Origin of the sequence: Streptomyces brevispora (assembly GCF_007829885.1) — a bacterium.
Classification (GTDB): Bacteria; Actinomycetota; Actinomycetes; order Streptomycetales; family Streptomycetaceae; genus Streptomyces; species Streptomyces brevispora.
The window spans coordinates 1,078,483-1,092,688 of sequence record NZ_VIWW01000001.1 but is presented as its reverse complement, the minus strand read 5'-3'; the positions used below and the strand labels follow the sequence as shown (position 1 = coordinate 1,092,688).

Below are 14,206 nucleotides of genomic sequence, written 5' to 3'. Positions count from 1 at the left end.
GACCGCCGCTCAGCCGAGGGCCAGCCCCACCAGCGTCACGGTCGCCGCCGTCTCCGCCAGCGCCCCGAACACATCGCCGGTCACCCCGCCGAAGCGCCGCACACAGTGCCTCAGGAGCAGCTGGGCCGCCGCGAGAGCGGCCAGGGCGGCGAGGCCGTACCGCAGCGCCCCGTACCCGCCGAACAGCGCTCCAGCACCCGCGCAGGCCGCCACCGTCACGAGCGCGACCGCCACCGCGCCACGGACCGGGACCGTACCGGCCACCGCCGCGCCCAGCCCTTCCGGGCGGGCCGCCGGCACCCCGCTGCGGGAGGCCAGGGTGAGGGCGAGCCGGGCGACGGCCCCGGCCGCGACGGCCGCCACCGCACCCCGCACCCAGCTCTGCGCGTACAGCTGCTGAAGGACCGCCACCTGCGCCAGCAGCACGAACAGCAGGGTGATCACACCGAATGGCCCAATGTCCGACTGCTTCATGATCCGCAGCGCGTCAGCGGCCGGTTTCCCGCTGCCGAGTCCGTCGGCGGTGTCCGCGAGACCGTCGAGATGCAGCCCCCTGGTGAGGGCCGCCGGGACGGCGGCGGAGGCGACCGCGGCGAGCAGCGGCCCCGAGCCGAACAGCAGCAACAGGCTGCCGGGCACTGCCGCGAGCACCCCCACGACGAGGCCGGCCAGCGGGGCGCACAGCATTCCGGCCCGCGCCGCCTGGCGGTCCCAGCGGGTGACGCGGACGGGGATCACGGTGAGGGTGCCGAAGGCGAAACGTATGCCGTGGCTGTTCAGGGAGGTCACGGCGCGCAGGCTAATCGGTGGGCGCGGCCGCTAGATTGTCCAAAACGCCGCATAGCGGGGCGGAAGCGGTTTATCGGGAGTGGGTGGCATGGGTCACTGGTTCGATAAGAACATCGTCGAGCCGGGGAAACTGCCCCTGCTCCTGGCGCTGGCCTCCTTCGTGCTGACCTTCGCGATCACCCGGGTCATCACCCGGATGATCCGGGCCGGGAAGGGCCCGTTCCGCAACTTCACCCCCGGCGGGGTCCATGTCCACCATGTGGTGCCCGGCGTGGTGCTGAGCGTGGTCGGCGGCTTCGGCGCGGTCGCCAGCGGGCGGCACGGCATCACGGCCGGGATCTGCGCGGTGGTCTTCGGCATGGGCGCGGGGCTGGTGCTCGACGAGTTCGCGCTGATCCTGCACCTGGACGACGTGTACTGGACCGAGCAGGGCCGCCAGAGCGTGGAGGTCGTGGTCCTCACCGCGGCCCTCGTGCTGCTCGTGCTCGGCGGGTTCTCCCCGCTCGGCGTGAACGAGTTGAGCGACGACGAGCAGCAGGGCAGGATCGGCGTCGTCCTCACCCTCGTCGTCAACTTCCTCTTTGTGCTGATCTCCCTGTTCAAGGGCAAGACGCGGATGGCGGTGGTCGGCACCCTGATCCCGTTCGTCGCCCTGTTCGGGGCGATCCGGCTGGCCCGGCCCACCTCGATGTGGGCGAAGCGGTTCTACCGGAACCGGCACCGGGCCCGCTCCCGGGCGGTGCTGCGCGCCTACCACCACGACGTCCGCTGGGCCGGCCCGCGCCGCAGGTTTCAGGACTTGATCGGCGGCGCACCGGACCGGGTCCCGACGCCCACGCCCAAACCCTGACGCCGGCGGCGCAGCCGGCGCCGGTCATGGCGGGCCGAGACCGCGCACAGCACGAGGGCCGCCGCGATGGCCGCCAGATGCTCCTTGCCCGCCAGGTTGTCCTTGACGGCCACCTCGCCCGCCATCGCCCCGATCACCAGCGCCCCGGTGAACCAGGCCCGGTGGACGTGGCACACATAGACCGCCAGGGCGACGACGGCGGCCGAGGGCCCGGTGTCCACGATCAGGGCGTCGGACGCGGGCAGCCCGAGGAACCCGTCGGGGCCGACCGCGACACCGATCCGCGCGTACAGCGTCCCGGCCAGGGTCGCGACGTACGCGATCAGCAGCGTCCGCCACCGGCCCAGGCAGATCTCGGCGATCCCGAACACCAGCAGCAACTGCACCAGCGCGCCCCACACCGGCAGGTCCAGAGCGGGGACGAACAGCGACAGCGGGGTGCGCAGCAGGGCCACCCAGAGCGGATCCTCGGCCCGCACCGCACCGAGTCTCTGTACCGCCCCGTACCCCCAGGACTGGTTCTGCACGATCTGGAGCAGCGAGGTCAGGCCGACCGCGGTCAGCGTCATCGGCACGGCCCGCAGCCGGTCGACGGCGAGTGCCGTCCGTACGGTCATCCACAGCGGACCCCACTCCCGGCGGGCCGCCCGGCCCACGGCGGACACCGGTCTCATCCACGCGGTCCGAGGTGCGAGCGGTGCAGCCACTTGGGCAGACCGGGCGCCTCCAGGAACCCTTCGGCACGACCCGCGGCGATACCGATGCGCAGCAGGTCGGAGCTCTTCTCGAAGAGCATGAAGCGCGGTTCCCAGATCGGCCGGTACTTGGCGTTGGCGCGGTAGAGCGACTCGATCTGCCACCAGCGCGAGAAGAAGCTGAGCAGCGACCGCCACAGCCTGAGCACCGGCCCGGCGCCGAGCCGCGACCCCCGCTCGAAGACCGAGCGGAACATCGCGAAGTTCAGCGAGACCTGGCTGATGCCGATCTTCTCGGCCCTTTGCAGGAGTTCGATGACCATGAACTCCATCAGGCCGTTCTCGGCCTCCCGGTCACGGCGCATCAGATCCAGCGACAGGCCGTTCGGGCCCCAGGGGACGAAGCTCAGCACGGCACGCAGCTCGCCGGGACCGCCGTCCTCGGCGGGGGTCGTGTCACGGCATTCGAGCATCACGCACTGGCCGTCGGCCGGGTCGCCGAGCCTGCCCAGCGCCATCGAGAAGCCGCGCTCGGTCTCCCCGTCGCGCCAGTCGTCGGCACTGCGCACGAGTTCGGCCATCTCGTCCTCGGGGATCTCCGCGTGGCGGCGTACCGTCACGTCGTATCCGGCCCGCTTCACCCGGTTGTACGCCTGACGGACGGTCCGCATCGCCCGTCCCTCCAGGGTGAACTCGGCGGTCTCCACGATCGCTTCGTCCCCGAGCTCCAGGGCGTCGAGCCCGTGCCGGGCGTAGACGTTGCCGCCCTCCTCGCTCACCCCCATCACCGCCGGCGTCCATCCGTGCTCGCGGGCCTCGGCCAGCCAGGGTTCGATCGCTCCGGGCCAGGCCTCCAGGTCGCCGATCGGATCACCGGAGGCCAGCGAGACCCCGCCGACCACCCGGTAGGCGACGGCCGCCTTCCCGGTCGGCGACCAGATGACGCTCTTGTCGCGGCGCAGCGCGAAGTACCCGAGCGAGTCCCGCTCGCCGTGCTTGTCGAGCAGAACGCGCAGCGCCTCCTCGTCCCGCTGGCTGATCGGGTCGACCGCCCGGCGGGAGCGGAAGGCCGCGTACACGACGGCGATCAGCAGCAGTGTGGACATGACGTTGATGCAGACGTTGACCCAGCCCGGCGTGGTGATGCCGGGGAACTGCGCGTCGTTGTCGGCGACGGACACCAGCCGCAGCGCGCCGTAGCGCCAGCGGTCCAGGAACGTCGAACGGGACCCGTCGTGCGCGGTGTTGGTGACCGTGACCAGGAACGTGGCGATCAGCGAGGCGACCAGCAGTCCGACGACCGCCACCAGCGCGGCCAGCTTCGGGTTGGACCGGTCGCCCTTCGCGTAGAACTCGCGCCGGCCGACGGCCAGGGCCAGGACGAACGTGGCGGTCAGTACCAGCGAGATCCAGTTCTGCGGGTACTGACGGATCTCCGGGAAGCCGATCACCACCGCGAAGAGCAGCAGTGTGAGCCCGCTCAGCACCATGTTGACGATCCACGCGGCCCGTTTGCGCCGCCGCATGGTGACCGCGAGGAAGAGCGCGACCACCCCGGAGGAGAAGCCCGCGGTGAGCAGATAGGGCGTGAAGTAGTTCTCGGTGTTGTGGCGTCGCAGATCCTGACCGAAGGTGACCCAGACGGCGCTCAGGAAATTGATGAACGACACGATGCGCAGGTACCAGATGGCGAAGGCCGCGCCGCGTCGTGAGCCGACGGTGCTCCTTGGCTGGACGGAGCCCCGTCCGGATTCCTCGCTGGCCAATCTGACCTCTCCCATAAAAAGCGATCATATGGTGCATCGCGCTTCATAAGGGGTCGCCCTGCGGTCGGTGTCCGGCGACCGCAGCCCGATCGGCCAGCTGCTTCTCGTCAGTCCCCGGCCGGTTCGCCTACGGCGGCCCCTTCGCTGTCGGCCGTCTCCTCGCCGTCCCTCTCCTCGTCCTTCTCGTCCCTCTCGTCGGAGGCCGGTGCGCGCTCGGGCAGTTCCGCCGCCAGGGCGGCCGCGGCCTGAACGAACGGAAGCGCGAGCAATGCCCCGCTACCTTCCCCCACGATGACGCCGTGGTCGAGCAGCGGGTTGAGCGCCATCCGGTCCAGTGCCTTCGCCTGTGCCGGTTCACCGCTCAGCTGCCCCGCCAGCCACCAGTCCGGCGCCCGGAACGCCGCCCGCTGGCCGACCAGCGCACAGGCCGCGGAGACCACACCGTCCAGGATCACCGGGAGCCGTCGCACCGCGGACTGCAGCAGGAAGCCGGTCATCGCCGCCAGATCCGCACCGCCCACCGTGGCCAGCAGCTCCAACTGGTCGCCCAGGACCGGCCGGGCCCGGCGCAGCGCGTCCCGGATCGCCGCACACTTGCGCATCCAGGCCAGGTCGTCGATGCCCGCACCGCCGCGCCCGGTGACCACCGAGGCATCGGTGCCGCACAGCGCCGCGATCAGGGTGGCCGCAGCCGTCGTACCGCCGACGCTCAGATCGCCGAGCACCACCAGGTCCGTGCCCGAGTCGGCCTCCTCGTCGGCGATCGCCATGCCCAGGCGCACCGCCCGCTCGGCCTCCTCGGCCGTCAGCGCGTCCTCGATGTCGATCCGGCCGCTGCCGCGCCGCACCCGGGTCCGCACCACCTGCTCCGGCAACAGCTCCGGGTCGCAGTCCAGGCCGGCATCGACGATCCGCACCGGCACGGAGAACCGGCGGGCCAGCACGGCGAGCGGCGTCGCACCCTCCAGCGTGGCCCGCACCAGCTCGTGCGCGCTGCCGGCCGCACGGCCGGAGACATCCAGCGACGCCACCCCGTGATCACCGGCGAACAGCAGCACGCGCGGCTGCTCGATCGGCCTGACCGGCACCGCCTGCTGGGCGGCCGACAGCCATTCGCCCAGCTCGTCGAGGCGGCCGAGCGCGCCCGGAGGCACGACGAAGCGCTCCCGGCGCTCCTCGGCATCTCGCCGGAGACCCCCGTCGGGGCGTTCGATCAGGTCGGAGAAGTCGTCCAGATTCACGGGGGTCTGCCTCGCGGGTCGATACGTCGGGTGGGCCGGGGAGCCCGGCGGCGGGCTCGGAGATTGCCGGGCAACCTCCCACTGCGGAACAGTACCTGCCGCGAATTCCGGCCCCGGCCCCTCGGCCTCTCAGCCGCCGAACCGCAGTTGGGTCACCGCGGGGGTCAGGGTCCGCAGCCCGGGAAGCAGACTCTGGACGCGGATCAGCTCACCCATCGCACCGCGCCCGCGCGGCAGACGCAGCGCGCGCACCTGCGTGATCCCCGGATGCGCGCCGCGCAGCTTCCGCCGCTCGCCCGGGTTCATCGCCCAGCGCATCGGCGGGACCGTCATGTCGCCGACCTTCGAGGTGCCCGCCACCGTGCCCCTCGCGAGCCACCGGGACATCGAGTCCAGGACGAACACCCCGCCCGGCAGCCGCTCGGCGCAGGCCGCGATGACCTTCCGCACCTCGGCGGGCCGCAGGTACATCAGCAGTCCCTGCGCCGTGACGACCACGCCCCGGCCCACCGGGTCCTCGATCTCGTCCAGCCAGGAGAGACCGGTCGCCGATCCGGAGAGCGTCCGCAGCCGGTCCGACGGGGGCAGCAGCGTCCGGCGCAGCGTGGCCACCTCGGGCAGTTCCACGCTCAGCCAGTTCAGCCGGCCGTTGTCGACCCGCCAGAACCCGGTCTCCAGACCGTCGCCGAGCGCCACCACGGTGGCCTCCGGGCGGTCGGCGAGATACGCCTGCACGGCCAGGTCGAAGCAGCGCGACCGCAGCCCCTGCGCCTGCGAGCTGAACGGACCGGGCAGACCGAACCGCTCCTCGAACGGGTAGTCCAGGTCCGCCAGCAACTGGAGCGCCATCGGATCGTCCAGCACCGGATAGCGCCGGCCGGCCTCGTACGCCCGGTTGTAAAACGTCCACAACAGGGTCTCCGAGACCCCGTCCAGCATCGGCCGCACACGCGCCATGTGTCCGCTCCTCACTCCGTCCGCCGGCAGCCTCTCAGCCGCGCAGCGCCAGCGACTGCCCGGCCACCACCAGCAGCACCTGCTCGCACTCGTCGGCCACCGCGGCGTTCAGCCGGCCCAACTCGTCCCTGAAGCGCCGCCCCGCGGCCGTCGCGGGCACCACGCCGGAGCCGGTCTCGTTGGTCACCACGACGACGGTGCGCCGCGTTCCGCGGACAGCGGCCACGAGTTCACCCGTCCGCTTCCGCAGCGCGCTCTCCCCGCCGTTCTCCCACGCCGCGTCGTCCCAGGCATCCACCCGGTCCATCGCATCCGTCAGCCAGAGCGACAGGCAGTCGATCAGCAGCGGGGGCCCGTCCGAGGCCAGCGGCTCCACCAGTTCACAGGTCTCCTCGGTGCGCCAGGCCGCCGGTCTGCGCTCCCGGTGCAGCCCGATCCGGGCCGCCCACTCCGCGTCGCCGTCCCGGCCCCCGCCGGTCGCCACGTACACGACCTCCGGATACGTCTCCAGCCGCCGCTCGGCCTCGACCGACTTCCCGGACCGCGCACCGCCGGTGATCAGCGTGCGCCGGGGCACGTCCGGTACCGCGTGGTACCCGCCGAGCACCAGTGTCGTCCCGTCCGGCACGGCGCGCGCCCCGGCCGCCGCGAGCCGGCGGTCGAGCTCGGGGCCGGGCGGTGCGTCATGGTCCAGATGGACGGCGAGCACCTCGGTGGCGGGCCCGATCGCGGCGACGGCCCGCAGCCGGGCCACCGCGTCGGGCCGCCCCACGACATCGCCGACCACCATGTCGTACGGCTCCGCCGTCCGGTCGGCGAGACCGGCCGGGGCTGCGCCCGGCGGCATGTAGAGCAGCCGCTCGCCCTCCGGCGCCGTCACCTCGTACCCGGTGCCCGGCGCGTCCATCGGCACGGCCCGCACCCGGTGCCCGCTGATCAGCGTCAGCACCCGCCCGTCCGGCACCCGGCCCGCCGGGGGCAGCCCCGCGGGCAGTTCGACGGCCGGGCCGTCGTGCGGATGGGTGAGCAGCACCTGGCGCACGCCGGTGAGCGAATGCCCCGCGCGGGCGGCGGCGAACACGGCCCCGGGGGTGAGATCGAGCAGCAGCGCGTCGTCGACCAGCAGGGCGGTCGCGGCCCGGCTGCGCGCCCCGCGGGCGGTGGCGCAGGCGGCGCACGGGCATTCGGGCCGCGGCAGCCCGTCGGGGCCTCCGGTGCCGAGCAGAGTCAGTTCCACGGTCCGATCCTCCCGCGTACCCGCGCCCGGTGCGCGACGTGGGGGTGCCGGGGCGTGCGAGGGCCCCTTCCCGCACCGGCCCGAACCACTAGGCTGCCGTACGGAACAAAGTGACCCAGGAGGCGGACATGGCGTGGACGTGGCGGTTCGAGAAGTCCGACGGTACGGAGACGGAGCCGGCCCTGCAGCCGGAGGAATTCACGACGCAGGGCGACGCGGAGTCCTGGATCGGTGAGTACTGGAAGGAACTCCTCGACGGCGGGGCGGCCCAGGTGACGCTCTTCGACGACACGACGAAGATCTACGGCCCGATGAGCCTCCAGGCCGAGCAGAGCTGACCCGGACGGGTGCCGGGCGGACCCGGGAAGGGCCCGCCCGGCACCCGCGCGGCATCCCGCGCTCTCAGTCCTCAGATCTCGCCCAGCGTGACCTCCGTGGTCCTCTCCGCAGCGCTGCGCACATACGTCACGGTGACCCTCTGGCCCGGTTTGTCCGAGGCCAGCGCCTCCGACAGGGACGTGATCGTGGTGACCGGCGTGTCCCCGAGCTTGGTGATGATGTCGCCGACCCGCAGACCCGCCTTCTCCGCCGCGCCGCCCTTCGACACGCTGACGAGCGCGACCCCGGCCGGCTGGTAGCTGCTGTCGACGACCGTACGGCCGGTGATGTCCAGCGCCGCCCGGCCCGAGTCGGTGACCTGGCCGTTCTTGATGATCTGGTCGGCGACCGTCTTCACCATCGAGACCGGGATCGCGAATCCGATCCCCGGCGCTGTGCTGCCGCCCATCTCCGGGTCCGTCGCCGCCAGGGTCGGGATGCCGATGACCTCGCTGTCGAGATTCACCAGCGCACCTCCGCTGTTGCCCGGGTTGATCGCCGCCGAGGTCTGCACCATGTTCGCGATGGTCGCCCCGGTGCCGCCGCCCGTGCTGCTCTCGCTCACGGTCCGGCCGAGCGCCGAGACGATGCCCTGGGTGACGCTGCTGGACAGCCCGAGAGGCGAACCCATCGCCAGCACGATCTGCCCCACCGCGACCTCCGCCGAGTCGCCGAACTTCGCGGGCTTCAGCCCCTTGGGGACGCTGTCGAGCTTGATCACCGCCAGGTCCTGCTCGGGGTAGGCGGCGACCAGCGAGGCGCTCAGCACGTTCTCGCCGGTGGCCGAGCTGACCTTGAAGGTCTGCTCCTTGCCGATCACGTGGGCGTTGGTGACGATATGGCCCTTGTCGTCGTAGACGACGCCGGAGCCCAGGCTGTTCGACGCGTCGATCTGCACCACCGACGGAAGCACGTTCTTGATCACGGCCTGGTAGTCGTCCTGCAGATCGCTGGTGGCCCTCGAGGCCGAGCCCTGCTGGACCGGTGTGGGCTTCGTCGCGTCCAGTTCGGCGGAGTTCGAGTCGGAGCAGGCGCTGACCAGCGCGATCGCACAGACACCTGCGGTCAGAGGCAGCGCCAGCCGGCGCACACGGGTGCGGGTGTGAGAGGAATTCATGTCCGAATTATTGCTTTTAGCCCTATTGGTGGCCTGTCGAGCGCACCCGCCCGAGCTGAGGCCGGAGCAGCGTTCAGCCCACTCGGCACCACCGAACCCGCCCGGCACGATCTAGCCCGCCCGGCGATCAAGGGCGGCTTCTCGGCGTTTCGGCCGGTCCGGTGATGGAGGACGAAGCGGCCGCCGAAAGCGCCCGCAGGACTAGCCGCGCACTCCGCACAGATGCAGCAACGCGGCGACGCCGCGGTACGGATCCGTCCGCCCCGCCCGGTCCTCCGCCGCCAGCACCCGTTCCAGCTCCGCCGCGGCGGGCAGCTCCACGTCGTTGCTCACGTTGTCCGTGAAGATCCGCACCCCGTACCAGGCGTGCAGCGGCGCCGCGATCCCGGCGAGCGTCGCGGTGAGGGCGTCCAGCCGGTCCGCGCGTACGGTCAGCCCGAGGCGGTTGGTGTACCGGTCCGTGTCGAACGCGGCCAGCGCCGCGTCCCAGTCCCCGGCGGTCCCGGCCCGCATGGCCAGCGCGTCCGCGTTTCGTACGAGGAGCGACAGCAGGCCGCCCGGCGCGAGCATCCGGGCCAGTCCGGCCACCATGGCGTCGGGTGCCTGGACATACATCAGTACGCCGTGGCAGAGCACCACGTCGAAGCTGCCGGGCAGGAAGTGCACCCCGGTGTCCTGGCCATTGCCCTCGATGAGCCGGACCCGCTCCCGGATTCCGGCGGGCTCACTGTTGAGCGCCTCGCGGGCGGTCCGCAGCATCTCGGCGTCGGACTCCAGCCCGGTGACGGTGTGGCCGGCCCGGGCGAGGCGCAGTGCCTGCGTGCCCTGGCCCACACCGACGTCCAGGATCCGCAGCCGCTGCCCGACCGGGAAGCGGGCCGCGATCTGCTCGTCCAGCTGCCGGGCCACCAGCTCCTGGCGAACGGTGTTGCGCAGTCCACCGAGCCCCTTCAGCCATGCCGAGGAGGCGCCGGAAAATCCGGCGCCGGCATCACTCGGCCGACCGGCGGACGAATCGCCGGCCGAGCCGAAGAGATCCGTACTCAGGGTCGCTCTCCACGCTTGACCTGCGGCTTGGGCAGCCGGAGCCGTCGCATCTGGAGCGTACGCATCAGGCCGTAGGCGACCGCGCCGCGCTTGGGCGTATCGGGGAACCGCTCGTTCAGCTGCTTGCGCAGCCGGAACGTGAGCCCGATCGAGTCGATGACGATCAGCACGATCACGCCGAGCCAGAGCAGCAGCGAGATGTTCTGGATGTTCTGCACCTGGATCACGCTGAGAATCAGGATGATCACGGCGAGCGGCAGGAAGTACTCCGCGATGCAGAAGCGCGAGTCCACGAAGTCGCGGACGAAGCGCCGCACCGGGCCCTTGTCACGGGCCGGCAGATAGCGCTCGTCGCCACTGGCGAGCGCCTCACGCTGTTTGGCCATGTCCACGCGACGGGCCTCGCGCTGGCGCTTCATGGCCTCCTTGCGATCGGCCGGCGCTCCACTGGAGGCACGACGGCGCTGCGTTTGGGCATCGCTGCGCTTGGGGGTGGGGCGACCTTTGGGGGCCTGCGGGTCGCGGGGCGTCTTGGAGAGGTCCGCCGTCACCTTGTCGGTGGGGGCCTTCTCTTCCTTGGAGCGGCTACGGAACACAAGACCCAAGGGTACGGGGTCGATCGCGAGGACCCCAGGCCGGTCGGGAACGATCCGGCAACGGCCCGCGTCCCCAGGAGTGTGCGAGCGGGACGATTACGGGCGTCGGCAGTGGTTTCCCTGACCTCCGCTACTCCCTGGGCCGGAGCGATGACCGGTGTCAGTCGTCCTTGGGGAGGACCACATCCTTGCTCGAACAGTGCGGTAATAGAGACAGGGCCCGTACTGTGGGTTCTGTTGGAGTGCTGGAGCCCAGTTAAGTCAGAAGGGGGCGCGCGAAGCCCATGAGCGGTGTCATGAAGCGTATGGGGATGATCTTCCGCGCGAAGGCAAACAAGGCCCTGGACCGGGCCGAGGATCCGCGCGAGACCCTCGATTACTCGTACCAGAAGCAGCTGGAGCTGCTTCAGAAGGTGCGCCGCGGTGTCGCCGATGTGGCGACCTCGCGCAAGCGTCTGGAGCTGCAGCTGAACCAGCTGCAGGGCCAGACCTCGAAGCTGGAGGACCAGGGCCGCAAGGCACTCGCGCTCGGTCGCGAGGACCTGGCCCGCGAGGCGCTGTCGCGCCGGGCGGCCCTCCAGCAGCAGGTCACCGACCTGGAGACGCAGCACACCACGCTGCAGGGTGAGGAGGAGAAACTCACTCTCGCGGCCCAGCGGCTGCAGGCCAAGGTCGATGCCTTCCGTACCAAGAAGGAGACGATCAAGGCCACCTACACAGCGGCCCAGGCACAGACCCGGATCGGGGAGGCCTTCTCGGGCATCTCCGAGGAGATGGGCGATGTCGGCCTGGCGATCCAGCGGGCCGAGGACAAGACGCAGCAGCTGCAGGCGCGCGCGGGCGCGATCGACGAGCTGCTCGCCTCCGGCGCCCTGGACGACCCGACCGGCACGGCGAAGGACGACCTCACCGCCGAGCTCGACCGGATCTCCGGTGGTACGGATGTGGAGCTGGAGCTGCAGCGCATGAAGGCCGAACTGGCCGGCGGCTCCTCCCCGCAGCAGGCCATCGAGGGCGGCCCGCAGGACGCCGCCCAGCAGCAGTCCCAGTCCCGGCACAAGTTCGACAAGAATTAAGGCAGCGTCATGATCGTACGGATCATGGGGGAGGGCCAGGTACTCCTGGCCGACAGCCATCTCGCCGAGCTCAACAAGCTCGACAACGTACTGCTCGCCGAGATGGAGAGTGGCGACGGCCCCGGCTTCCGCTCCACTCTCCACGCGCTCCTCGCCAGGGTGCGCGAAGTCGGCACACCCTTGCCGGACGACTCCCTGGAGCCGTCCGAGCTGATCCTGCCGTCGCCCGACGCGACCCTCGAAGAGGTGCGCGCCATGCTCCGTGACGACGGTCTGATTCCCGGCTGACAACCGGCAGCTCCAGCACCCGCACCAACGGTGCCCCGCATCCGGTCCGCCGGACGCGGGGCACCGTTGTGCGTACGGCGCGGGCGCTCCCCCCCCGACGCCGTGGCGCACGCTCGCCGCCGGCCGGACCGATTTCCACGCGACACGCCGTAACGTAGCTTGACGTGACCACCCTCGGAACCGGCGTTCTGCGCGTCCGGCACTGGCTGCGCGACCATCCGCTGGCGCTGGACGGAGCGCTCGCCCTGGGCGTGCTCGTATCCATGATCATCGGCTCGTTCGCCGATCCGAGTTCGCACAACGGACCCGCCTTCGGCACCCGCACGCCCGGCGCCGGCAGCGTGCTCCTGATGGTGCTGAGTGCCCTCGCCCTGGTGTGGCGGCGCCGCAACCCGATGGCCGTGCTCGTCGCCACCGGCGGGCTGACGTTCGTCGAGCTGGTGATGGTGGACCCGCCGGCCCCGGTGGTGATGAGCGTGGTCATAGCGCTGTACACCATCGCCGCCCGCACCGACCGGCCGACGACCTGGCGGGTCGGGCTGCTCACGATGGCCGCGCTCACCGCGGCCGCGATGCTCTACGGATCGGCGCCCTGGTACAGCCAGGAGAACTTCGGCGTCTTCGCCTGGACCGGCATGGCGAGCGCCGCGGGGGACGCGGTGCGTTCCCGGCGCGCGTTCGTCGACGCGATCAGGGAGCGCGCCGAACGGGCCGAGCGGACCCGTGAGGAGGAGGCCCGGCGCAGGGTGGCCGAGGAACGGCTGCGGATCGCCCGCGATCTGCACGACGTCGTCGCCCACCACATCGCCCTGGTCAACGTGCAGGCAGGGGTCGCCGCCCACGTCATGGACAAGCGCCCCGACCAGGCCAAACAGGCGCTCGCCCACGTCCGCGAGGCGAGCCGCTCCGCGCTCAACGAACTGCGGGCCACCGTCGGGCTGCTGCGCCAGTCCGGCGACCCCGAGGCGCCGACCGAACCCGCTCCCGGCCTCGCCGTCCTCGACGAGCTCGTGGAGACCGTGCGCCGGGCCGGGCTGCCCGTCGAGGTGGCCTGCGCGGCCGGGGGCAGCCCGCCGCTCACGGCCGCCGTCGACCTGGCCGCGTACCGGGTGATCCAGGAGGCGCTGACCAATGTGCGCAAGCACGCGGGCCCCGGCGCGAAGGCCGAGGTGAGCGTCGTACGGGTCGGGGCCACGGCCGAGGTCATGGTGCTCGACAACGGCCAAGGGAACCCGGGCGGCGAGGGGGAGGGGGGCGGCCACGGACTGCTCGGTATGCGGGAACGGGTCACGGCCCTGGGCGGCACCCTCACCGCCGGACCCCGTTACGGCGGCGGCTTCCGCGTCCATGCGATCCTGCCCGTCAAGGCCCTCCCGCAGCAGTCGGAGCAACCGGACGTGGTGGGCCGGACGGGGGAGAACGCATGACACCGGCCATCAAGGTCCTGCTCGCCGACGACCAGGCGCTGCTGCGCAGCGCGTTCCGGGTGCTGGTCGACTCGGAGCCCGACATGCAGGTGGTCGGCGAGGCGGCGGACGGCGCGCAGGCGGTGGAGCTGGCCCGCTCGACCCGCGCCGACGTGGTGCTGATGGACATCAGGATGCCCGGTACGGACGGGCTCACCGCGACCCGGATGATCAGCGCCGACCCGGATCTCGCGGACGTGCGCGTGGTGATGCTCACCACCTTCGAGGTGGACGAGTACGTGGTGCAGTCGCTGCGGGCCGGCGCCTCGGGCTTCCTGGGCAAGGGGGCGGAACCGGACGAACTGCTCAACGCCATCCGGATCGCCGCGGGTGGCGAGGCGCTGCTCTCACCGGCCGCGACCAAGGGGCTGATCGCCACGTTCCTCGCGCAGGGCGGCAGTTCGGGAGAGGAGCCGGGGGCGGCGGAGTACTCCGAGCGTCTCGCGGCCCTCACCACGCGGGAGCGCGAGGTACTGGTCCTGGTCGCGGGCGGGCTCTCCAACGACGAGATCGCCGAGCGCCTCGTGGTCAGCCCGCTCACCGTCAAGACCCATGTGAACAGGGCGATGGCGAAACTGGGTGCCCGCGACCGGGCCCAATTGGTGGTAATCGCCTACGAATCGGGCCTTGTCCGCCCCAGGGTGGAGTGAGGGTGCAGTCGCGGCGTACTCCAGCTGCGGTATGCGTGGGATAAGAAGGCGAC

Annotated in this window: 15 protein-coding genes; 6 read left to right on the top strand and 9 right to left on the bottom strand. The window is 71.6% G+C overall.

Annotation, left to right across the window (positions count from 1 at the left end):
- Window positions 1–9 precede the first annotated feature (9 nt).
- Complete coding sequence (locus FHX80_RS05090; RefSeq protein WP_145763100.1) at window positions 10–789, bottom strand: adenosylcobinamide-GDP ribazoletransferase; 780 nt, start codon at window positions 787–789, stop codon at window positions 10–12.
- 88 nt (window positions 790–877) lie between these two features.
- Here FHX80_RS05090 and FHX80_RS05085 point away from each other — a divergent pair, with 88 nt between their 5' ends.
- Entirely contained in the window at window positions 878–1,639 is a 762-nt protein-coding gene (locus tag FHX80_RS05085; protein ID WP_145763099.1) for a hypothetical protein, read from the top strand.
- On the opposite strand, the gene FHX80_RS05080 is transcribed toward FHX80_RS05085, so the two are convergent.
- From FHX80_RS05080 to FHX80_RS05060, 5 genes are all read right to left on the bottom strand, one after another.
- Complete coding sequence (locus FHX80_RS05080; RefSeq protein WP_145763098.1) at window positions 1,582–2,313, bottom strand: hypothetical protein; 732 nt, start codon at window positions 2,311–2,313, stop codon at window positions 1,582–1,584. The genes FHX80_RS05085 and FHX80_RS05080 overlap by 58 nt on opposite strands.
- Window positions 2,310–4,115 (bottom strand): phosphatidylglycerol lysyltransferase domain-containing protein, encoded by a 1,806-nt coding sequence (locus FHX80_RS05075; protein WP_145763097.1) that lies wholly within the window; start codon window positions 4,113–4,115, stop codon window positions 2,310–2,312. Before FHX80_RS05075 ends, FHX80_RS05080 begins: the two co-directional genes overlap by 4 nt.
- A 92-nt stretch (window positions 4,116–4,207) precedes the next feature.
- The gene (gene cobT / locus FHX80_RS05070) at window positions 4,208–5,341 is read right to left on the bottom strand and encodes a nicotinate-nucleotide--dimethylbenzimidazole phosphoribosyltransferase (protein ID WP_145763096.1); all 1,134 of its coding nucleotides are present in this window, start codon (window positions 5,339–5,341) and stop codon (window positions 4,208–4,210) included.
- Window positions 5,342–5,470: 129 nt separating this feature from the next.
- Window positions 5,471–6,298, bottom strand: coding sequence for a class I SAM-dependent methyltransferase (locus FHX80_RS05065; protein WP_145763095.1), 828 nt, complete (start codon window positions 6,296–6,298; stop codon window positions 5,471–5,473).
- 34 nt (window positions 6,299–6,332) lie between these two features.
- Window positions 6,333–7,535 (bottom strand): bifunctional adenosylcobinamide kinase/adenosylcobinamide-phosphate guanylyltransferase, encoded by a 1,203-nt coding sequence (locus tag FHX80_RS05060; RefSeq protein WP_145763094.1) that lies wholly within the window; start codon window positions 7,533–7,535, stop codon window positions 6,333–6,335.
- Between the two features lie 128 nt (window positions 7,536–7,663).
- Between FHX80_RS05060 and FHX80_RS05055 the strand changes: the two genes are divergently transcribed.
- The gene (locus FHX80_RS05055; RefSeq protein WP_145763093.1) at window positions 7,664–7,873 is read left to right on the top strand and encodes a hypothetical protein; all 210 of its coding nucleotides are present in this window, start codon (window positions 7,664–7,666) and stop codon (window positions 7,871–7,873) included.
- Between the two features lie 71 nt (window positions 7,874–7,944).
- Here FHX80_RS05055 and FHX80_RS05050 read toward each other — a convergent pair whose 3' ends face one another.
- From FHX80_RS05050 to FHX80_RS05040, 3 genes are all read right to left on the bottom strand, one after another.
- Window positions 7,945–9,030 carry a S1C family serine protease gene (locus FHX80_RS05050; RefSeq protein ID WP_145763092.1) on the bottom strand — a complete coding sequence of 362 codons (1,086 nt, stop codon included), beginning with the start codon at window positions 9,028–9,030 and terminating at the stop codon, window positions 7,945–7,947.
- A 201-nt stretch (window positions 9,031–9,231) separates the two neighbouring features.
- The gene (locus FHX80_RS05045; RefSeq protein WP_375887128.1) at window positions 9,232–9,939 is read right to left on the bottom strand and encodes a class I SAM-dependent methyltransferase; all 708 of its coding nucleotides are present in this window, start codon (window positions 9,937–9,939) and stop codon (window positions 9,232–9,234) included.
- A gap of 134 nt (window positions 9,940–10,073) precedes the next feature.
- Complete coding sequence (locus FHX80_RS05040) at window positions 10,074–10,673, bottom strand: DUF3043 domain-containing protein (protein WP_145763090.1); 600 nt, start codon at window positions 10,671–10,673, stop codon at window positions 10,074–10,076.
- Between the two features lie 296 nt (window positions 10,674–10,969).
- On the opposite strand from FHX80_RS05040, the gene FHX80_RS05035 reads away from it, so the two are divergent.
- From FHX80_RS05035 to FHX80_RS05020, 4 genes are all read left to right on the top strand, one after another.
- Entirely contained in the window at window positions 10,970–11,749 is a 780-nt protein-coding gene (locus FHX80_RS05035) for a PspA/IM30 family protein (protein WP_145763089.1), read from the top strand.
- Window positions 11,750–11,758: 9 nt separating this feature from the next.
- Entirely contained in the window at window positions 11,759–12,037 is a 279-nt protein-coding gene (pspAA, locus tag FHX80_RS05030) for a PspA-associated protein PspAA (protein WP_145763088.1), read from the top strand.
- Window positions 12,038–12,201: 164 nt separating this feature from the next.
- A complete protein-coding gene (locus FHX80_RS05025) occupies window positions 12,202–13,464 on the top strand; it encodes a sensor histidine kinase (RefSeq protein ID WP_145763087.1) in 1,263 nt (420 codons plus the stop codon).
- Window positions 13,461–14,153 carry a response regulator gene (locus FHX80_RS05020; protein WP_145763086.1) on the top strand — a complete coding sequence of 231 codons (693 nt, stop codon included), beginning with the start codon at window positions 13,461–13,463 and terminating at the stop codon, window positions 14,151–14,153. Before FHX80_RS05025 ends, FHX80_RS05020 begins: the two co-directional genes overlap by 4 nt.
- The last annotated feature ends 53 nt before the right edge of the window (window positions 14,154–14,206 follow it).